The 20,087-nt window shown below is 68.5% G+C and carries 19 protein-coding genes; 7 read left to right on the top strand and 12 right to left on the bottom strand.

Translation table 11 applies throughout. The annotated features are described in order from the left end of the window. Positions 1–30 precede the first annotated feature (30 nt). Positions 31–996 (top strand): LacI family DNA-binding transcriptional regulator, encoded by a 966-nt coding sequence (locus KOI35_RS28615; protein WP_246613913.1) that lies wholly within the window; start codon positions 31–33, stop codon positions 994–996. Between the two features lie 165 nt (positions 997–1,161). After that, positions 1,162–2,415 (top strand): ATP-binding protein, encoded by a 1,254-nt coding sequence (locus KOI35_RS28610; RefSeq protein WP_215791739.1) that lies wholly within the window; start codon positions 1,162–1,164, stop codon positions 2,413–2,415. A gap of 57 nt (positions 2,416–2,472) precedes the next feature. Here the strand turns inward: KOI35_RS28610 and KOI35_RS28605 are convergent, their stop codons facing one another. Continuing rightward, positions 2,473–4,701: a discoidin domain-containing protein gene (locus KOI35_RS28605; protein ID WP_215791738.1), complete on the bottom strand. Its 2,229-nt coding sequence runs from the start codon at positions 4,699–4,701 to the stop codon at positions 2,473–2,475. Positions 4,702–5,060: 359 nt separating this feature from the next. Here KOI35_RS28605 and KOI35_RS28600 point away from each other — a divergent pair, with 359 nt between their 5' ends. The 3 genes from KOI35_RS28600 to KOI35_RS28590 all read left to right on the top strand — a co-directional run bounded on the left by KOI35_RS28600 (position 5,061) and on the right by KOI35_RS28590 (position 6,734). Continuing rightward, a complete protein-coding gene (locus tag KOI35_RS28600; protein WP_215791737.1) occupies positions 5,061–5,567 on the top strand; it encodes a metallophosphoesterase family protein in 507 nt (168 codons plus the stop codon). Positions 5,568–5,685: 118 nt separating this feature from the next. Continuing rightward, complete coding sequence (locus KOI35_RS28595; RefSeq protein ID WP_246613958.1) at positions 5,686–6,171, top strand: helix-turn-helix domain-containing protein; 486 nt, start codon at positions 5,686–5,688, stop codon at positions 6,169–6,171. Beyond that, positions 6,171–6,734, top strand: a complete 564-nt coding sequence (locus KOI35_RS28590; RefSeq protein WP_215791735.1) for a DUF6036 family nucleotidyltransferase — start codon at positions 6,171–6,173, stop codon at positions 6,732–6,734. Before KOI35_RS28595 ends, KOI35_RS28590 begins: the two co-directional genes overlap by 1 nt. Positions 6,735–6,791: 57 nt before the next feature. Here KOI35_RS28590 and rhaI read toward each other — a convergent pair whose 3' ends face one another. The 6 genes from rhaI to KOI35_RS28560 are packed head-to-tail and all read right to left on the bottom strand — an operon-like array spanning position 6,792 to position 13,043. Further along, the gene (rhaI, locus tag KOI35_RS28585; protein ID WP_215791734.1) at positions 6,792–7,958 is read right to left on the bottom strand and encodes an L-rhamnose isomerase; all 1,167 of its coding nucleotides are present in this window, start codon (positions 7,956–7,958) and stop codon (positions 6,792–6,794) included. After that, positions 7,955–8,284, bottom strand: coding sequence for an L-rhamnose mutarotase (locus tag KOI35_RS28580; RefSeq protein ID WP_215791733.1), 330 nt, complete (start codon positions 8,282–8,284; stop codon positions 7,955–7,957). The genes rhaI and KOI35_RS28580 overlap by 4 nt, the downstream gene beginning before the upstream one ends. Positions 8,285–8,298: 14 nt before the next feature. After that, on the bottom strand, positions 8,299–9,375 hold the full coding sequence (gene rhaS / locus KOI35_RS28575) for a rhamnose ABC transporter substrate-binding protein (RefSeq protein ID WP_308121190.1): 1,077 nt from the start codon (positions 9,373–9,375) through the stop codon (positions 8,299–8,301). Positions 9,376–9,395: 20 nt separating this feature from the next. Continuing rightward, entirely contained in the window at positions 9,396–10,427 is a 1,032-nt protein-coding gene (locus KOI35_RS28570; RefSeq protein ID WP_215791731.1) for an ABC transporter permease, read from the bottom strand. Next, positions 10,420–11,445 (bottom strand): ABC transporter permease, encoded by a 1,026-nt coding sequence (locus tag KOI35_RS28565; protein WP_215791730.1) that lies wholly within the window; start codon positions 11,443–11,445, stop codon positions 10,420–10,422. Before KOI35_RS28565 ends, KOI35_RS28570 begins: the two co-directional genes overlap by 8 nt. Further along, positions 11,442–13,043, bottom strand: coding sequence for a sugar ABC transporter ATP-binding protein (locus tag KOI35_RS28560; protein WP_215791729.1), 1,602 nt, complete (start codon positions 13,041–13,043; stop codon positions 11,442–11,444). The genes KOI35_RS28565 and KOI35_RS28560 overlap by 4 nt, the downstream gene beginning before the upstream one ends. A 599-nt stretch (positions 13,044–13,642) precedes the next feature. On the opposite strand from KOI35_RS28560, the gene KOI35_RS28555 reads away from it, so the two are divergent. Further along, positions 13,643–14,677: a LacI family DNA-binding transcriptional regulator gene (locus tag KOI35_RS28555; RefSeq protein ID WP_215791728.1), complete on the top strand. Its 1,035-nt coding sequence runs from the start codon at positions 13,643–13,645 to the stop codon at positions 14,675–14,677. A gap of 149 nt (positions 14,678–14,826) precedes the next feature. Here KOI35_RS28555 and KOI35_RS28550 read toward each other — a convergent pair whose 3' ends face one another. From KOI35_RS28550 to KOI35_RS28530, 5 genes are all read right to left on the bottom strand, one after another. Beyond that, entirely contained in the window at positions 14,827–15,660 is an 834-nt protein-coding gene (locus KOI35_RS28550; RefSeq protein ID WP_215791727.1) for a DUF4262 domain-containing protein, read from the bottom strand. A gap of 135 nt (positions 15,661–15,795) precedes the next feature. Continuing rightward, positions 15,796–16,206 (bottom strand): roadblock/LC7 domain-containing protein, encoded by a 411-nt coding sequence (locus tag KOI35_RS28545; RefSeq protein ID WP_215791726.1) that lies wholly within the window; start codon positions 16,204–16,206, stop codon positions 15,796–15,798. 29 nt (positions 16,207–16,235) lie between these two features. Then, positions 16,236–16,898: a hypothetical protein gene (locus KOI35_RS28540; protein WP_215791725.1), complete on the bottom strand. Its 663-nt coding sequence runs from the start codon at positions 16,896–16,898 to the stop codon at positions 16,236–16,238. Positions 16,899–16,903: 5 nt separating this feature from the next. Beyond that, complete coding sequence (locus tag KOI35_RS28535; protein ID WP_215791724.1) at positions 16,904–17,350, bottom strand: hypothetical protein; 447 nt, start codon at positions 17,348–17,350, stop codon at positions 16,904–16,906. Next, positions 17,347–17,718 carry a hypothetical protein gene (locus KOI35_RS28530; protein WP_215791723.1) on the bottom strand — a complete coding sequence of 124 codons (372 nt, stop codon included), beginning with the start codon at positions 17,716–17,718 and terminating at the stop codon, positions 17,347–17,349. The genes KOI35_RS28535 and KOI35_RS28530 overlap by 4 nt, the downstream gene beginning before the upstream one ends. Positions 17,719–18,048: 330 nt before the next feature. Here KOI35_RS28530 and KOI35_RS28525 point away from each other — a divergent pair, with 330 nt between their 5' ends. After that, entirely contained in the window at positions 18,049–20,079 is a 2,031-nt protein-coding gene (locus KOI35_RS28525) for a bifunctional aldolase/short-chain dehydrogenase (protein ID WP_215791722.1), read from the top strand. The last annotated feature ends 8 nt before the right edge of the window (positions 20,080–20,087 follow it).

Here is a 20,087-nt window from a genome sequence, read left to right as displayed (position 1 = left end):
GGTGGATCAATGACGCCTCAGAGACCCACGATGAACGACGTTGCCCGCAGCGCCGGCGTCAGCCTCAAGACGGTGTCCCGCGTGGTCAACGGGGAGACCACGGTGGCGCCCGACCTGGCCGCCCGGGTGCAGGCCGCCGTCGCGTCGCTGGGTTACCGGCAGCACCTCGGCGCGAGCATGCTGCGCCGCAACGACCGTCGCACCAGGACCATCGGCATGCTTCTCGAGGACGTGTCCAACCCGTTCTCGGCGGCCGTGCACCGGGCCATCGAGAACGAGGCCCGCGGCCGCGGCGTCCAGGTGCTGACCGGCAGCCTCGACGAAGACCCGCAACGGGAACGCGACCTGGCCGCGGCGTTCGCGGAACGGCAGACGGACGGGCTGATCCTCGCCCCCACCGGCGCTGACCTGGGCCATCTGGCCGCGCACACGGCCATGCCGGTCGTCTTCGTCGACCGCACGCCGACCGGCACGACCGGTGACACGGTGATCTCGACCAACGTCTCGGGGGCGGCTGGAGCCGTACGCCACCTGGTCGCCCGCGGCCATCGCCGGATCGCCTTCCTCGGCGACCACCGGCGGCTCTCCACGGCCCGCGACCGCCACCTCGGCTACGAACGCGCCCTCGGCCGCCGAGCCGGTCCGGTGGTGCACGATCTGCACGATCCGCTCGCCGCCGAACGCGCCACCATCGCCCTGCTGCGCGGCCCTGAGCCGCCCACGGCCATCTTCGCCGCCCAGAACACGATCACGATCGGGGTCGTCCGCGCGCTACGCCGGCTGGGCCGGGCGCACTCGGTGGCGCTGGTCGGTTTTGACGACTTCCCGCTGGCCGACCTGCTCGACCCGCCGGTCACCGTGGTCGCCCAGGACCCGGCCCGGATGGGCGGGGCGGCGGCCGAGGCGCTGTTCGAGCGCATCGCCGGCTACGACGGCCCACCGCGCGAGATTCGCATCCCGACCACGCTCATCCCCCGCGGTTCGGGCGAGCTGTAACGCCCGGACCGGCAGGTCGACCGGTAATGAACACGGCGGTTGCCGCAGATCGAACATGCAAGCTGCCGCAGATCGAACACGCGAGTCCCGCAAATCGAAAGCCGACCTGCCGCAAATCGAAAGCCGAAACGTCGCGGATCGAAATCTTCCCAGCTAGCATGAGGTGTGGCGACGACTGAACTTATTCCGCGCCGGGCCGCTGCGCAGGTGGCAGCCGCACTTGCCGACACGCGAGTCGTCCTGATCAGCGGAGCTCGTCAGGCCGGCAAGAGCACTCTCGTCCGGGTCGTCGCCGGTGACCGGCTGGCCGACCGTCGAGATCTCGACCGCGCAGCCGATCGCGCAGCGGCGATCGCCGATCCGGAAGGCTTCGTCGATTCCCCGGAGCTGCTGGTCATCGACGAGATTCAGCGCGTACCCGAGCTTCTGCTCGCCATCAAGGTGTCCGTCGACGAGAACCCGCGACCCGGCCGCTTCCTGCTCACCGGCTCCTCGCAGCTGTTCGGCATGATTGCCGCGCCCGACGCGCTCCCCGGACGCATGGAAACCGTCGAGCTGTGGCCCCTCTCCCAAGGAGAGATCGACGGCACGCCGGACGGCTTCGTGGACGCGATCTTCTCGCTCGGTCCCGAGCTGCGGCACCAGTCGGCTGTCACCCGGGCTGACTACGCCGCCAGGATCGTGCGCGGTGGGCTCCCCGAGGCCACCACTCGAGACGATGCCCGGCGCCGGGAACGCTTCTTCGACGCGTACATCCAAGCTCTCCTCGACCGCGATATCCGGCAGCTGTCCGACATCCAGCGCAAAGGCGAGCTCCGCAAGATGGTGCGGCTGTTGGCGGCCAGGTCCGCGACCGTGCTCGGCGCCAATTCACTGGAGTCGGCGCTCGGGCTGAGCCGCCCGACGATCGCTCGGTACCTTCAGGCGCTGGAAGAGATCTTCCTGGTCAAACGCATCCCTGGATGGTCACGTAACCTCGGCACACGGGCTACAGCCGCGCCGAAGCTGGTCTTCGTCGACTCCGGGCTGGCCTCGAACGAGCTCGACGTCGACGGTCACGCACTGCTTCGGCCCGGAGCGCCGTTCGGACCGTTGCTCGAGTCCTTCGTGTTGTCCGAGCTGTCCCGCCAGCGCACCTGGTGTCAGCAGGCGGTGGAGATCTCCCACTACCGCGACCACAGCAAGTTCGAGGTCGACGTCGTGCTGGAGAACAGGGCCGGCCAGGTGGTCGGCATCGAGGTCAAGGCCGCCTCAACGGTCGGATCCGATGACTTCCGAGGGCTGCGCCGCCTGGCCGAGCGTCTGGGCGACGACTTCGTTGCCGGGGTCGTGCTCTATACCGGCGCCTCGACGCTTCCGTTCGGCGATCGGCTGCGGGCCATGCCGGTCAGCGCGCTCTGGCAGGTCGCCGCCCCGTGACGAGAGCGGCGCCGCGGGTATTGACCCACGGCGCCGCCCTCATCGCTAAGAGGAGGATCAGGGGAAGTTGGTGACCGTCCGCGGGACGACCGCGTCGGCCGTGGCGGCGTCGCCGATGTTGTTGACCACGTGGTCGATCGTGCCGCTGGCCAGCGAGATCGTGAAGATGTTGTGGAACCTCACGCTGCCGTTGGCCGGCGCCTGGAACCCGTTGGCCGAGTGCACGGCCGGGTTGTTCTGGAAGAACGCGTAGCTGCCCATGGCCCAGGCCTCGTGCGAGGTGACGTTGTCGGCCACCTTGTAGGCCGGGTAGCCGACGCCGTCACTGCGCCAGGCGGCGTTCGACGGCGGGTCGTACGGCTGCTCGTTCTGCAGGAAGTACGTGCGGCCGCCGTTGCCGTTCCAGAGCACCTCGGTCTTCTGGTAGTGCTCGACGAACAGCCCGTACGCGGTCACGTTGTTGCCGTTGACGATCAGGCCACTGTCGGCCGTGTTGATCGTCCAGCCGTAGGTGCCGCCGTTGCCGTGGTCGGCGCGCCACGCCCAGATGTGGTCGATGATCACGTTGTTGCTGTTCACCAGCAGGCTGTTGGTGGCCTTGCCGGCGATGTAGCCACCGATCCGGAAGAAGACGTCCTGGACGGTCGACGGGTTGGCGGCGTGGTTCGCGGAAGAGCCGGCCGCGCCCATGACCAGCAGGTTCGGCGAGTTGGTGGTGCCCGCGTCGAACAGCACGCCGGCCACCTTCACGCCGTCCACATCGGCCACCTGCATCGCGGTGACGCCGTTGTCCGGGATGATCGTGGCGTAGCCGAGGCCGAGCACCACGGTGTTGGCCCGGGTCACGTTGATCGTCTGGTTGACGTGGTAGATGCCCGGCTGGAAGATCAGGTTCAGGCCCTGGGCCAGCGCCTGGTTGATCCGCGCGGCGGTGTCGCCGGGCTTGGCCACGTAGAACTGCGAGAGCGGGATGGACGAGCCCGGGGTGTTGCCGTTGACCCAGGTCGCGCCCGAGGTGTTGGTGCGCAGGTTGGGCACGAAGACCGCGTAGTCGCTGCCGCTCTGGTAGAGGTACGGCTTCTCGCGGATGACCGGGGTCTGGCCGATGACCGTGTACGGCGGGTTCGGGTAGCTCGCGGCCGGAGCGCCCTGCACGCCGACGAACGTCTGGTTCCACACCGCGTTGGTGTTCGAGCCGATCTGGCTGTCCCGGGTGAACCACTGCTGCTGCGAGTACTGACCCTCGCTGCCGCTGATCCGGGAGTCCGAGATGTAGCCGCCGGACGCCCAGCCGTAGCCGTTGGGGGCCAGGTTGAGGTTGCCGTGGATGTCCATCCGGCGGAACGGCGCGGCCTGCGAGACGGCCCAGCGGTTGGTGCCGTTGACCGGGTAGACCGACACGTTCTCGGTGCTGCGCCAGAAGTTCTGGGTCGCGTTGCCCTGGAACCAGCCGGCGTCGACGGTGATGTCACCGTTGATCCGGACGTCCTGCGGGTTCTGACCGAGGCCGACGATCGACGTGTAGAAGCCGACCTGGATGTTCAGGCCGTTGTAGGTGCCCGGCTTGAACGCCAGCACGTAGCGCCCGGTGCCGAACTGCGCCGACTCCTGCTGCGCGAAGATCTGGTCGGCCCGCGCCTGGATGCTGGCGCTCGACATCGACGGGTCGAAGACGACCACGTTGGTGCCGAGGCTGCCGCCGCCCGGGATCGGGTCGCCGGTCGGCGGGGGAGTGCTCGGCGGCGGTGACGTCGGGGGAGTGGTGGTGCCGCCCCCGTACACCTTGAACTCCCACAGCGAGTAGCCGTAGCCGGTGGTGCGCTGAGTGCCGTACATCCGCACGTACCGGCCGGTGCCGCTGACCGTGAGGTTCTGGTTGCCGCCGGTCGATGTGGTCGTCGAGTAGATATTGGTCCAGGTGCTGGCGTTGTCCGAGACCTGCAGCTGGAAGGCCTTGGCCGCGGCCGTCTCCCAGTTCAGCTCGACCCGCGAGATGGACTGCGAGCTGCCCAGGTCGACCTGCAGCCACTGTGGGTCACTGAAGGCGGACGACCACCGGGTGCCGGCGTTACCGTCCACGGCCTCCGAGGCCAGGTACGCGCCGGCCGCCTCGGTGGACGACGCGGTAGCCGGTTTGCCTTGCGAGAGCAGGGTTTCCGCGGCACTGGCGCCGACCGCGGTGATGGCGGCGTAGCCCGCCACGACGGAGGCGACGAGGCCACCTATCGCGGCGAGACGCCAGGGGGAGCGTCTCCGCTCGGGAGCGGAGGAGACGGGGATGGTCATTGCTTCTCCTTGGGCGGGGATGCGCAAGGGGGACTCTTGCGCCCTAGGGAAGGCCGGACTCTCCTCGATCGTTTGGAGAGCGCTCCCCCGCAGTGGACGCTAGGGAACCTGTTCATCAGCTGTCCATAGATGAACACGGTTCCGGAACCTCGCCGGTCTTGCGCCCGACATGTTCGCGCCGAGCCTGCCCTTTTAGGCAAAACCCCAGTTCATTCCCGTACGCCGGTTGCCCGTTCGCGCACACGAGGGTCGAATAACGGGGACGGCGGAACCGGTTCCGGCGCGACTTGAATAAAGTCTTAAAACGGATTCTCCGGCGGAAAGCGCTTCCCGGCACTCGATTGCCTACTCTGGACCGGGTGCGACTGGTGCTGACGAGCGACACCCACCTGCCGAAGCGGGCCCGCGACCTGCCGCCCCCGCTGTGGACCGCGATCGACGAGGCCGACGTGGTCATCCACGCCGGCGACTGGGTCGACGAGGCCACCCTCGACCGGTTCGAGGCGCGCGCTTCACATCTGGTCGCCTGCTACGGCAACAACGACGGGCCGGCCTTGCGGGCCCGCCTGCCCGAGATCGCGTACGCCGACCTGGCCGGCCTGCGTTTCGCGGTGATCCACGAGACGGGCGCTTCCACCGGCCGCACCGAGCGCTGCGCGGCCCAGTTCCCCGACGTCGACGTCCTGGTCTTCGGCCACTCCCACATCCCGTGGGACACCACCTCGGCCTCGGGGCTGCGCCTGCTCAACCCGGGCTCACCCACCGACCGTCGCCGACAGCCCTTCTGCACCTACCAGACCGCCATCATCCAGGCCGGCGAACTGACCGAGATGACACTGCACAACCTCCCGCCACGACGCACATAACGCGGAACTTCACGCGAGTTTTTCCTGTTCAATCGCTGGCGATAGATAGCCAGCGGGCTATAGCTTTTCCTGCTATAGTTTGGGCGTGGGGTGCCGGGGCGAGATTCTGCGCGAAGTGATGACGGAAGTCGGCATCACTCAGTCCGAGTTGTCGCGGATCAGCGGCGTGCGTCAACCGAGCATCAGCCAGTTCCTCTCCGGGCGAGGTCACCTGAGCGACGACATGCTCGACCGTTTGCTGTCGTGCATGGGCTATCGCTTGGAAGTCGTTCGGCGGCCGGTCCGGCCGGAGCTCGGACGCTCCTCGAAACGTTCGTGGGAACTGCATCGCCGGCTGTCGAGTCATCTGACATCGCAGACGTTGAACGAGTGGCGACCGGCGATGCTCAGCAACCTGTCCCGTCTCCGGAGCAGCACCCAGGGCCAGCCTCACCTGCGGAACCTCGACAGGTGGGAGAGCCTGATCGGCGGTGGGGACGTGTCCGGGTTGCATCGCGTGATGACTGGGCTTGATGTCGACTCGATCGAGATGCGGGAGGTCTCGCCCATGCGTGGCCTGCTGTCTCAGGGCGAGCGTGCCGAGGTTCTGGGTCTGGCGACCTGATGCGACGCGACCAGCTCGAACACGCGATCCGGACCGCTTGTCAGATCATCGGCCATGATGCCGTGGTCGTGGTCGGCTCGCAGTCGATCCTCGGCTCCTTCACGGAGGATGAACTGCCGGCCGAGGCCACCATGTCCGCCGAGATCGACATCCTTCCGCTCGGCGCTGACAACACCGAGACGGCGCGACTGGCCGACCTGATCGAGGGTGTCGCGGGCGAGTGGTCACCGTTCGAGGAACAGCACGGCTTCAGCATCGACGGCGTCGACCTGGAGACGGCGATCCTGCCCGGCGGCTGGCGCGACCGGCTGGTGAGAGTTCAGAACGCCAATACCGCGGCGCTTTCCGGCGATCCTCAATACACCGGATGGTGCCTCGACAAAGAGGATCTGTGCGTCGCCAAGCTGTGTGCGCTGCGAGAGAAAGACAGAAACTTCGTGGCGGCGCTGCTGGACGCGGAACTCGTCGAGATCTCCGTAATCAGTGCACGCCTCGCCGAGGTGCCGGCCAAGCATCGTGTCTCGGCCGAGCATGCTCGCGTTTGGCTCGCGACGAGGGGCTGAACCAGCGCAGCGACGCGTGTTCCGAGGGCGCTTGAGGCACCCTCGGAACACGTACGGTCAGGCGCCCCAGCCGGCCTGGGTGCCGCCCACCCGGTCGGCGATGATTTTTTCGTCGTAGCCGCTTCGGCGGTATGCGGCGATCGGGTCGGGGTCGAGGCCGGCGTCCGTACGCACGTCGGCCAGCAACGGGCGCACGTCGGTGTTGTAGGCGTCCATGAAGACCGCGTTCGCCTCCAGCACGTCGCCCGCCTGCTGGGCCTTTGACAGGGCGTCGCGGTCGACCAGCAGGGCCTTGGCCGTGGCCTCCTGCACGTTCATGACCGAGCGGATGATCGCCGGGATCTTGCGCTCGATGTTGTGGCACTGGTCGAGCATGAAGGCGATCCCGTACGCCGGGTCGAGCGCGCCGCCGCGCACGATCTCGTACATGATGCGGAACAACTGGAACGGGTCGGCCGCGCCCACCATCAGGTCGTCGTCGGCGTAGAAGCGACTGTTGAAGTCGAAGGCGCCGAGCTTCTTCTGGCGCAGCAGGAACGCCACGATGAACTCGATGTTCGTGCCGGGGGCGTGGTGCCCGGTGTCGATGCAGACCGTGGCTCGTTCGCCGAGTTCGATGCAGTGGGCGTACGAGGTACCCCAGTCCGGCACGTCGGTGGCGTAGAAGGCCGGCTCGAACAGCTTGTACTCCAACAGGATCCGCTGATCGCCGGTCAGCCGGTCGTAGGCCTCGCGCAACGCGGCGGCCAGCCTGTCCTGGCGGTCGTGCAGGTCGTCCTGGCCGGGATAGTTGATGCCGTCGGAGAACCACAGCTTCAGGTCGCGCGAACCGGTCTGGCCCATGATGTCGATCGCCTCGAGCAGGTGATCGGTGGCCTTACGCCGGATTCCCGCGTCCGGGTTGGTGACCGAGCCCAGTTTGTAGTCGTCGTCCTGGAAGACGTTCGTGTTGATCGCGCCGATCTGCACGCCCTGGTCGTGGGCGTAGGACGTGAGCGCGCTGTAGTCGGCCACCTTGTCCCACGGAATGTGCAGCGCCACCGACGGGGCGACGCCGGTGAAACGGTGCACGGTCGCAGCGTCGGCGATCTTTTCCTCCGGATTGCGAGGCACTCCGGGCTGGGCGAAGACCTTGAAACGCGTACCGGAATTGGCGTAGGCCCACGACGGGGTCTCGATGCGCTGGGCCGTCAGGGCTCGCTTGACGGCGGCGAGGTCGGTCATGGGTTCTCCTGTGAATTCTCGGCAAGGTGGAAGACCTCGGTCAGCTGCGGGAACCCGTCATTGGGTCCGCCGCCGGCGAAGAATTCCGCCATTTCCGACTGCCACCTGGTGTTGACGTCCAGGGCCGCCATGGCCGCCTGGGACGCTTCGAGATCGTCCGCCTCGACGTAGCCGATCAGCAGCCCGTCGGTGCGGAGGAAGAGCGAATAGTTGCGCCAGCCGGTGGCCCGAAGTGCGTCCTGCATCTCGGGCCACACGGCCTGGTGCCGCTCCACGTATTCCGCCATCCGCTCGGGGCGGATCTGCAAGGAGAAGCAATAGCGCATGTCGTGAAAACCAATCAGAAGTTGAACTGGTCGATGTTTTCCTTGGTGAACTCGGTCGGCGGACCGAGCACGATCTCCCCGTCCTTGCCGATCGTGTAGTCGCCGAGCTTGCCCGCCTTGAACTTCTCGCCCTCGGCCCCGGTGATCTGCCCGGACGCCATGGCCGCGCCCGCATAGGCGGCCAGGTAACCGATGTCGGCCGGGTTCCACAGCGCGAACTTGGTGACCGTGCCGTCCTTCACGTACTCACGCATCTGGTTCGGCAGCCCGAGCCCGGTCACCGCGACCTTGCCCTTGTAGCTGGACGAACTGATGTACCGCGCGCCGGCCGCGATGCCGACCGTGGTCGGGGCGACGATGACCTTCAGGTTCGGGTACGACTGCAGCAGGCCCTGGGCCTCCTGGAAGCTCTTCTGGTCGTCGTCGTTGCCGTATGCGACCTTGACCAGCTTGAGCTTGGCGTACTCGGGCTTCTTGAGCTCTTCCTTCATGACCGCGATCCAGGAGTTCTGGTTCGTGGCGTTCGGGGTGGCCGAGAGGACCGCGATCTCACCGCCGTCGCTGCCGGCCTGCTCGAGCGCCATCTTGGCCAGCGACTGGCCGATGCCCTCGGTCGTGGCCTGGTTGATGAACGCGTCCCGGCAGTCCTTGCTGGCGTCCGAGTCGAACGTGATGACCTTGATCTTGGCTTGGCGGGCCTGGTTGAGCGACGGGCAGACCGCGTTCGGGTCGTTGGCCGCGACCACGATCACGTCCTGCTGCTGCTGGATCAGGGTGTTGATGTAGGACACCTGCGACGAGGCCGAGGCGTCGTTCGGGCCGACCAGCTTGTACTCGCCCTTGAGCTCGTCCACGGCGACCTTGCCGCCGCCGGTCTCGACGTCCGAATACGGGTTGTTCAACTGTTTCGGGAGGAACGCAATTTTCAGCCCCTCTTTCAGAGCCGCATTCGGATCGGCGGCCGCGGATGCCTGCGTACCGGAACCGGTGTTGGTGTTGCTGTCTTTGGTGGTGCCCCCGCAGGCCGAGAGCCCGGCGACGAGGAGTGCGGCCGAAGTAACGGAAAGTAGTGTCCGGGGGGAGCGAAGCACTGTGTACTCCATTCTTTGGGTTATCGCGCGGCTTGCCGGAGGCGGCGGCGGTGCCAATTTCCGCGTACGGCGGTGGTGATGTTCGGAAGCAATACGGAGAGCACGAGCAGCGAGCCCGTGACGATGTTGAGCGCCTGCCCGGAGACGTCCTCCAGACGCAGCGCGTTCTGCAGCGCGGTCAGCAGCACGACGCCGGCCAGCACACCGGGCAGGCTGCCCTTGCCGCCGAAGATCGAGACACCGCCCAGCAGGACGGCCGCGACCACGGCGAGTTCGAGGCCCGAGCCGTTGTCGGCGCGGGCGCTGGAGTAACGCAGGGTCCACAGCACGCCGACCAGGCCGGCGATCGCACCGCTGACGACGTACAGCCAGAACTTCGTACGGGCGACTCGGATGCCGGAGAAGTGTGCGGCCTGCGCGTTGGCGCCGATGGCGTACAGCGAGCGGCCGAACGGGGTGGCGTGCTGGACGATCCCGAAGATCAGGGCGAGCACCACGATCAGGATCAGCACATTGGGTACGGCTCCACCGCCGAGCGTTCCGGTGACCCAACCCGTGTAGTTCCAGGGAAAGTCGGCCACCGCGCCGTCGCCCAGCACCACGAACGCGAGGCCGCGGTAGAGCGCCAGCGTGCCGATGGTGACCGCCAGCGAGGGCAGCCCCAGGCCGGTGATCAGGAAGCCGTTGACCACGCCACAGACCGCGCCGATGACCACGCAGAGCGGGATGATCGTCTCGATCGAGAGGCCCTGGTTCCACAGCCAGCCCATCATCGAGCTGGTCAGGCCGAGCGTGCTGGCCACCGACAGGTCGATCTCGCCGGTCACGATGATCATCGTCATCGGCAGCGCGATCAGGATGATGGGCAGCAGGTCGAGCACCATGAAGGTGAAGTTCCGGCTGGTCCCGAAGTTGTCCACGGCGAACGACGCGATGATCAGCACGAGGACCGTGAGAACCCCGATGATGGTGTCCCAGCCGGTGAGCTTGCTCCTCAGATTCCCTTTTCCCGTACGGGTCGGGGTGGCGCTCTTCGTCAGCGTGTCAGACATGCGCGTCTCGTTTTCTGAGCGAGCGGGCGATGCGCACCGCGACCAGGCGGTCGGCGCAGATGGCCAGGATGATCAGCGCGCCGACGATCGCCTGCTGCCAGAACTGGTTGATGTCGAGCACCGCGAGGGCGCTGCCGATCACCGTGAGCAGCAGAGCCCCGAGCGCCGCACCCCACACCGTGCCGCTGCCACCGAAGACGGCCACGCCCCCGACCACCACTGCGGCCACGACGTTCAGCTCGTAGCCGGAGCCGGCCGCGGCGTCGACCGTGCCGAACCGGGCCGCGTAGAGCACACCGGCCAGCCCGGCCAGCGCGCCGCTGAGCACGAACGCGGTGAGCAGGTTGCGGGCGACCTTGATGCCGGCCAGCTCGGCGGCGGCCGGGCTCGACCCCATCGCGTACAGCTCCCGGCCGACCTTGTAGTTACGCATCATCAGCGAGCCGGCGCCGACCACGACCAAGGCGATCAGCACCAGCCAGGGGATGCCCAGCAGGCTGTCGTTGGCGAAGGTCAGGAAGTGTCGGGGCAGCTCGTCGGCGTTGACCTGCGAGCCACCGGCCCAGGAATAGGTGATGCCGCGATAGATGTAGAGCGTGCCCAGCGTGACGACCAGGGCGGGCACCTTGCCGAACCGGACCAGCACGCCGTTGACCAGCCCGGCGACCGCTCCCACGGCCAGGCCGACCAGGATCGCGACGATCATCGGCAGGCCCGGATTGCTGCTCATCATCGTGGCCACGGTGAACGCGCTGATGCCGAGCACCGAGCCGACGCTGAGGTCGATGTTCCGGGTGATCACCACGATCGCCTGGCCGGTGGCCATGACCGCGAGGATCGCCGTGTTGAGCAGGTTGTCGCGGATGCTCTGCCCGCTCAGGAAACGGGAGTTGTCGATCGCGGTGTAAGCGATCAGCAGGGCCAGCGCGAGCACGATGCCCAGCTCGCGTGTCTTGAGCAGGTTCTTCGTGGGGTTCTTGCGGGCGGGCCGGTTCAGCGTGGTCGGAGCGGCGGTCATGCGGCCACCTCCTGGCCCATGGCGGCATACATGACGGATTCCTCGGTGGCTTCGGCCCGGGTCAGCTCGGCGGTGACGCGGCCCTCGCGCAGCACGATGATCCGGTCGGCCATGCCCAGCACCTCGGGCAGTTCGGACGAGACCATGACGACCGCGAGCCCGTCGGCCGCGAGCGACGACATCAACCGGTGCACCTCGGCCTTGGTGCCGACGTCGATGCCCCGGGTGGGTTCGTCGACGATCAGCAGCTTGGGCCCGGTGGCCAGCCACTTGGCCAGCACGACCTTCTGCTGGTTGCCGCCCGAGAGCGTGCCGACCGCGTCGGACAACCGGCCTAGCTTGGTCTGCAGCTTGCGGGTCCAGGTCTCGGCGGCCGCACGCTCGGTGCCGCCGAACAGCAGTCCCAGCCGGGCGAGCTTGCGGGCGCGGGGGAGGGTCACGTTGCGTTCGATCGACAGGTCCATCACCAGGCCCTGCTGGCGGCGATCCTCGGGCACCAGTGCCATGCCGGCCGCCATCGCCGACCGCGGATCGCCCTTACGCAGGCGCCGGCCGTGCACCTTGACGGTTCCCCGGTCATACGGGTCCACTCCGAACACCGCTTGCATGACCTCGGAACGGCCCGCGCCGACGAGCCCGGCCAGAGCGACGATCTCTCCCGCCCGTACGGAAAAGGAAATGTCCCGGAAAATGCCCTCGCGGGACAGGCCCTCGACCTCGAGCACGGTCTCGCCCGGAGTGACCTGCTGCTTGGGGAACAGCGCGCTCAGGTCGCGGCCGACCATCCGGCGGATCATGTCGTCGACGCTGAGGTCGGCGACCAGCTCGGTGGCGACGTGCCGGCCGTCCCGCATGATCGTCACCCGCTCGCACAGGGCGGTGATCTCTTCGAACCGGTGCGAGATGAACATGATCGCCGCACCCTCGTCTCGCAGCGACCGTACGACCGCGAAGAGCCGCTCGACCTCGACGGCGGACAGCGCGGCAGTGGGTTCGTCCATGATCAGGACTCGGGCCTCGGACGAGAGGGCCTTGGCGATCTCGACCAGCTGCTGATCGGCGATCGAGAGCCCACGGGCCGGACGGGTCGGGTCGAGCGGGACGCCGAGCCGGCGGAAGAGCCGCTCGGCGGTGGCGTGCATCTGCTTGCGGTCGATCTGCCTGGTGCGGGTCAGTGGCTGGTTGCCCATGGCGATGTTCTCGGCCACGGACAGGTCGGGGAAGAGCGTCGGTTCCTGATAGATGACCGCGATGCCGGCCGCTTTGGCGTCACCGGGCCCGGCGAAGTCCACATCGGAGCCGTCGACCCGCAGCGTCCCGGTGTCGGGCCGGTGGACGCCGGCCAGCATCTTCACGATGGTCGACTTGCCGGCACCGTTCTCGCCGACGAGCGCGTGGGCCTCGCCGGGATAGAGCGCGAAGCTGACGCCTTGGACGGCCGCGACCGCACCGAACGACTTACTGACCTCGACGACCTCGAGCCGTGCCGTCTGCGCGTCCTGGCCCGTCGCCCGCTTGCTACCTGCCGCCCGCTCGTTGTGTTCCGCTTGTGTGAGCTGGTTCGGAGCATGCTCCGTCGGCTGCTGAGGCCGGCCCATTGTCTGCGCAGGACCGTCCGTCGGCTGCTGATGCTGGCTCGTTGTCTGCGCAGGACTGTCCGTCGGCTGATGCCTGCCCGTTGCCTGTGCAGGACTGTCCGTCGGCTGCGCGGGCCGGTCCGTGGGCGTCCGGTTGGCGTCCGCGGAGCTTGCGGGGTCGGTCTCGGGCCGGGCGGGTTGGTTCTCGGGCTGCGCGGGCCGGTCCGTGGGCGTCCGGTGGGCGTCCGCGGAGCTTGCGGGGTCGGTCTCGGGCCGGGCGGGTTGGTTCTTGGGCCGGGCGGGCCGGTCCGTGGGCGTCCGGTTGGCGTCCGCGGAGCTGGCGGGGCCGGTCTCGGGCCGGGCGGGCGGGCTCTCGGGCTGGGCGGGCTGGTTCTCGGGCCGGGCGTTTGCCTCCGCCACGGGCCACCTCCACGTCCGCTGATCGGGGGACTTTTGAAAAGTTTCAATAGGCGTTGAAATGTTTCATCACCGCGTAGGACGAACGTAGGTGGCCCCGATCACACCTGTCAAGCGCTGCGAAGAAACGTTGTGGAAACACGGCCGTCGCGGGCGGTTCGCGTACCGTAAGATGCGTCTTCAACGTTTCAAAGGGGGTTCGGGTGCTGAACGGCAGGACGCCGTCCGTCAAGGACGTGGCCGCGGCCGCCGGCGTCTCGCTGGGCACGGTCTCCAACGTGATGAACCGGCCCGAGGTGGTCAGCGCCCGCACCCGCGAACGGGTCGAGCGGGCCATGTCCGAGCTGGGCTTCGTCCGCAACGAGTCGGCCCGTCAGCTGCGCGCGGGCACCAGCCGCACCCTGGCCTACGTGATGCTCGACGGCACCAACCCGTTCTTCCACGACGTGGCCCAGGGCATCGAGCTCGCCGCCGAAGATGCCGACCTGTCCCTGTTCATCTGCAACAGCAACAGCCGTGCGACGCGCGAAGAGGTACACCTGGACCGGCTGCTCCAGCAGCGGGTGCAGGGCATCCTGATCACCCCGGTCGACCCGGCCGCACCGCATCTCGACGAGCTGACCCGCCGCGGGGTTCCGATGGTGATCGTCGACCGGGTCCGCAACGCCGACAGCTGCTGCTCGGTCTCGGTCGACGACGTGCTCGGCGGTCGCATCGGTGTCGAACACCTCGCCGAACTGGGCCACGAGCGGGTGGCGTTCGTCGGCGGCCCCGACTCGCTGGGCCAGGTGCGCGAACGTCTGCAGGGCGCCCGCGAGGTCTGGGAGTCGCTCGGCCACGACCCCGACAACCTGATCTACCTGCCGACCGAGGCGCTCACCGTGGCCGAGGGCCGCTCGGCCGGGGAACGCCTGGCCGGCCTGCCCGCGCGCCGTCGCCCGACGGCCGCGTTCTGCGCCAACGACCTGCTGGCGCTGGGCCTGCTGCAGCAGAGCATCGGGGCCGGCCTGCGCGTACCCGACGACCTGGCCATCGTCGGCTTCGACGACATCGAGTTCGCCGCGGCCGCGGCCGTGCCGCTGACCTCGGTCCGTCAACCCCGCCAGGAACTGGGCCGGGCCGCCGCCCAGCTCGTCCTCGACGAGGCCACCAACCCCAACCACAACCACCAGCAGCTGCAGTTCCAGCCCGAGCTGGTCGCGCGAGCCTCCACCGTGAGACGAGCGCGCTCCCTGTAAGGTCCCGCGTCTCGCGCCCGCCCCGCGTCTCGCGCCCGCCCCGCGTCTCGCGCCGCCCCGCGTCTCGCGCCGCCCCGCGTCTCGCGCCGCCCCGCGTCTCGCGCCGCCCCGCGTCTCGCGCCGCGACCCGGGCCGGGCCGGGCTGTCGATCAGAGCGCTGAGCGGACCCAGCTGCCGTTCGCGTCCAGCCACGCCTGCTCGCCCCGGCGCAGGTCGGCGACCTCCCGGATCCTCGGGTGCCGGGCGACCAGATGATGCAGGTGCACCACCCGGATGTCCTTCTTGTCGATCTCGCCGCCGTCGAGGAACTGCCACGAGCCGTCGGTCTCGCGCACTACGCCGCTGATCGGGTTGCTGCCCTCGGTGATCCAGTTGACCGTCACCTGGGTGCGGGCGCCGTCCTCCGGATACGGCCACGGCGTGATGTCGTCCAGGTCGGTCCAGATGCTCGGTTCGTGGCTCTCCGGGGTCACCCACAGTGACGGCTGGTCGGCCCGGCAGTTGTCGCCGCTGCCTTCCTGCCAGGGGAAATGCCCGTGCCGGTCCGGCCACACCAGCTGCACGATCGGCAGCGGCGGCTGCTGGTAGAAGTTGACCGCCGACTCGAACAGCCGGGAATACCAGGCGGGCTGAACCGGGCGCGCCGCGAGCGGAAATCCGTCCAGCACGTCGTCCACAGGCCGGTCGAGACGCAGCGGCCGGCCGTTCTTGATCTGACTACCGAGGCGGTTGACCCAGGCCTGCATGTCCGTCCGCCCCAGGCCGAACATGGCCACCTCCGGGCTCCCGTACGTGTGCCACAACCCGACGGTGAACACCCACGGCGGGACGTCGTCGTGCCCATCGATGGCGACGACACTCCAGCCGTGTTCGGTCACCAGCCGGGCGGTGCCATCGCGCCAGTCGAGGCAGCCGTCGTCCTCCGAGTTGGGTGCGCAGAGGTGGCAGTGACAGTCCCGGTCGGGATCGATGAGGTCGTTCACGATCGCCGAGCCTAGGGCCAGGACGAGATCGGCGGCGCCCGAAAGGCCGTGGTTACGACGGCGCGCAGGCAGGCGGGCAGAACGAAGCACCGATCGCCCGACGACGACGACCGGTGCGGGTGATGCGGGGCGGCGTCAGCTGAAGTAGCCGGAGGGCTCCACGGTCTGGATCCGGAGCAGGCTGGCCAGACGGCCGGTGACCGGGCGGGCCTCCAGGTGCAGGCGGGCGATGTTCAGCCCGCTGTCGCCGATGACCGCCAGCAGGGCCAGCTCACCTACGGCGTACACGGAAAGGTATCCGCCCTGGTTGCGGATCGTGACCTCGTGGAAGGTGCCCTGGTTGAGGGCGGCCCCGCAGGTCCGGCTGATCCCGTGCGCGCCCGCGGCCAGGGCGGCGATGTCGTGCGGCTCGGGGCCGTTCACCGTGTCGTGCAGGACGAGCAGGCCGTCGACGCCGGCGATGACGCAGCCGCGCACCCCGGTGACCTGGTGCCGCAGGGAGGCCAGCTCGGCGCGTACGGCCTGGAAGGGGTCGGAGGGTTGCACGTCTTTCTCCTGGGGTGGGGGGCGGAGGTTTACAGCGTGCGCAGGGCGACGAGCACCCGGTCCAGGATCTCGTCGTCGGTGGCGTAGGGCTGACCCAGCAGGTTGCTGAGCAGGTCGGAGGTCTCGTCCGGCTCGTTGCGGTTCCGCTGGGGGAGGAGAGCGTCGGGCCCCGCGATGGCGTCGCGGAGGTCGACCGTGCCGCTGCCGACCTCACGGGCCAGCAGGTCGAGCGAGGCAGCGCCGTTGAGCACCGCCTCGAGCGCCCCGGTCGAAGCCGGTAAGGAACCGGTCGAAGCCGGTAGGGGAGAGGGTGCGAGCGCGGGAGAGCGAAGCGGTGCGATCTCCCGCGCGTACGCGGTCAGGATCGTGCCGAACTCGCGCCGGGCCATCGCCAGGTTGGCGGCGGTCCGGCGCAACGTCAGGTGGGCGACGAGCGGCGCCTCCGTGCCGACCAGGCGGAGCACGTGGAACGCGTCCGCACTGGTGAGCAGGATGTCGCTGAGCTCGTCGCCGCCGTTCCCGTCCAGCAGAACGAGGCCGGCCGCCGCCGCGGCGAGCGTGACGGCGGCGGCTGATTCCTGCTCGGTCGGCACTGTCTCACCCGCCCACCACAGCACCCTGGGACCCTCGGGGTCGATCAGGGACACCGCGTGGGCGCCGGGGATTCCCAGCGCCTCCGTCAGCGGCGGCACGGTCATCAGCTGAGGCCGGCGTCCAGCTGCTTCATGACGAGGCGGGACTGCGTCAGCACCATGCCCGTGTTCGCGGTCTTGCGGCAGACCACGACCGCGACGATGTCCTGGTTGGTGCTACGCAGGAAGACGTGCACGTACGAGTCACTCTGGGCCAGGAACTCCTGGAAGTAGTGACGGTCGTCGAGCACGCCGTAGCGCGCCTTGAAGATCTCCTCGATCATCACCACGTTGCGGCCCTGGAACAGGTCGAACGTGGCGGCGGCGAGCAGGTCCAGCACCTCGCCCGGGTGCTCGTCGAGGGTGTCGACGGCGAGCAGCATGCCGGTCGACATGTCGACCAGGCCGGCGCCGATGCACTCGGGCACCTGAGCGCGGAACTGCTTGACGGCGTCGCCGATCAGCTGGGTCGTGCTCCGGATGTTCAGTCCGGTCTCGTCCACGGCCGTCATACGTCGAGCTCCGACTCGATCTTGCGGAGCTGGTGCCGGGCCAGGCCCAGGTTGGCGCGGTTCTTGTTCAGCGCCAGGTAGAGGAAGAACGCCTCGTTGCCGCGGCCCTGAAGCAGGCGGATCAGGTGGTACTGGGAGTCGAGGGTGATCAGGATGTCCTCGATCGTGTCGGCCAGGCCGAGCATCTCGAGGGTGCGCACCTTGGCGCGGATCACGTCGGTGTTGCCGGCGGCGGCGATGTTCATGTCCATGTTCAGGCCGCCGCCCATGACACCCAGCGTCAGGCCGCTGGTGTAGTCGACGAGGGCCACGCCGATGGCGCCCTCGATGGTCATGGCTTCCTTGAGCGAAGTCTCGATGTTGGCCATTGTTCCTCCTTCTCGCGCCGTCACTATCGGTCACGAACTAGGGCCCGTGAGAGTTATCGGCGACAACAGTGGCACGTGACTCCGTTATTGAGCAGTGATCAAAGTCCAATCAGCGCAGGTCAGACCGAAGATCCCGGCCCGCTGATCGGATGACCCCGGGCGGGGTCCTCCGAATGGCCGGGAAGCCGTCGTTTCGTCCGATGGACATAGCACGGGCGGCGTCCTCGAACCAGCGGGTAGCGCGTCTTGACCGGTGACGGCACGGGCCCGTAATCTGTCGGCAATCAATGAAACGTTTCATGCGATGGTCAAGCGGCAGTGAAGGGCGACATGACGAACCCCTCGGTACGTGAGCTTCTGGAGCGCAGCAACCGCCTCGGCGCCGACCCGCGCAACACCAACTACGCCGGTGGGAACACCTCGGCCAAGGGCCGCGACCTCGACCCGGTGACCGGCGAGCCCACCGACCTGATGTGGGTCAAGGGTTCCGGCGGCGACCTCGGCACCCTGGCCGAGAAGGGCCTGGCCGTGCTCCGCCTCGACCGGCTGCGCGGGCTGACCCGCACCTATCCCGGCGTCGAGCGCGAGGACGAGATGGTCGCCGCCTTCGACTACTGCCTGCACGGGCGGGGCGGCGCCGCCCCCTCGATCGACACCGCCATGCACGGGCTGGTCGACGCCGCGCACGTCGACCATCTGCACCCCGACTCCGGCATCGCGATCGCCACCGCGGCCGACGGGCCGGCGCTGACCAAGGAGATCTTCGGCGACCGGGTGCTGTGGGTGCCCTGGCGCCGTCCCGGGTTCCAGCTCGGCCTCGACATCGCCGCCGTGCACCAGGCCAACCCGCAGGCCATCGGCGTGATCCTCGGCGGGCACGGCATCACCGCGTGGGGTGCCACCAGCGACGAGTGCGAGCGCAACGCCCTGGAGATCATCGCGAAGGCGGCGACCTACCTCGAACAGCACGGGCGAACCGAGCCGTTCGGCGCGAAGATCCACGAGTCGCCCGACCCCGAAACGCGGCACGAGCGGGCCGCGGCCCTCTTCCCCGTCCTGCGGGGGCTGGCGTCGACCGACAAACCCCAGGTCGGTCACTACACGGACAGCGAGGTCGTCCTCGATTTCGTCAACCGGGAGCGCGTACGGGAACTGGCCGAGAAGGGCACCAGCTGCCCCGACCACTTCCTGCGTACGAAGGTCAAGCCGATGGTGCTCGACACCGCACCCGACGCACCCCTCGATGACGTGATCGCCCGGGCGAAGGAGTTGCACGCGGCCTATCGCGACGACTACCGCGGCTACTACGAGCGGCACGCCACCGCCGACAGCCCGGCCATCCGCGGCGCCGACCCGGCCATCGTGCTGGTGCCCGGGGTCGGCATGTTCTCGTTCGGCGCCAACAAGCAGACGGCCCGGGTCGCCGGCGAGTTCTATGTCAATGCCATCAACGTGATGCGCGGCGCCGAGTCGGTCTCGACGTACGCGCCGATCGACGAGGCCGAGAAGTTCCGCATCGAGTACTGGGCGCTCGAGGAGGCCAAGCTCCAGCGGATGCCCAAGCCGAAGCCCCTGGCCACCCGTATCGCGTACGTGACCGGCGGCGGCTCGGGTATCGGCCGCGCGATCGCGTTGCGCCTGGCCGCCGAGGGTGCCTGCGTGGTCGTCGCCGATCGGGATGCCGACGCCGCGAAACGGACCGCCGACGAGATCGGTGGCAGCGACGTCGCGCTGGCTGTCACGGCCGACGTGACCGACGCCGGCTCGATCGTCAGATCGCTGCAGGAGGCCACCCGAACGTTCGGCGGCGTCGACCTGGTGGTCAACAACGCCGGCCTCTCCATCTCGAAGCCGCTGCTCGAGACCACCGAACAGGACTGGGACCTGCAGCACGACGTGATGGCCAAGGGCTCGTTCCTGGTGTCGCGCGAGACCGCTCGCATCATGATCGCGCAGGGGATGGGCGGCGACATCGTCTACATCTCGAGCAAGAACTCGATCTTCGCCGGGCCCAACAATGTCGCCTACGGCGCCACCAAAGCCGACCAGGCCCACCAGGTACGCCTTCTCGCCGCCGAACTGGGTGCCTATGCCATCCGGGTCAACGGCATCAACCCCGACGGGGTGGTTCGCGGTTCCGGCATCTTCGCCGGTGGTTGGGGGGCCAAGCGGGCCGCGGTCTACGGCGTGCCCGAGGAGAAACTGGGCGAGTACTACGCCCAGCGCACCCTGCTCAAGCGCGAGGTGCTGCCCGAGCACGTCGCCAACGCGGTCTTCGCGCTGGCCGGCGGCGACCTGACGCACACGACCGGCCTGCACATCCCGGTGGACGCCGGGGTGGCCGCGGCCTTCATGCGATGAGAAGCGGA

The sequence above is a fragment of the Paractinoplanes bogorensis genome (assembly GCF_018829635.1).
Lineage (GTDB): Bacteria > Actinomycetota > Actinomycetes > Mycobacteriales > Micromonosporaceae > Actinoplanes > Actinoplanes bogorensis.
This window is presented reverse-complemented; position numbering and strand designations above follow the sequence as displayed.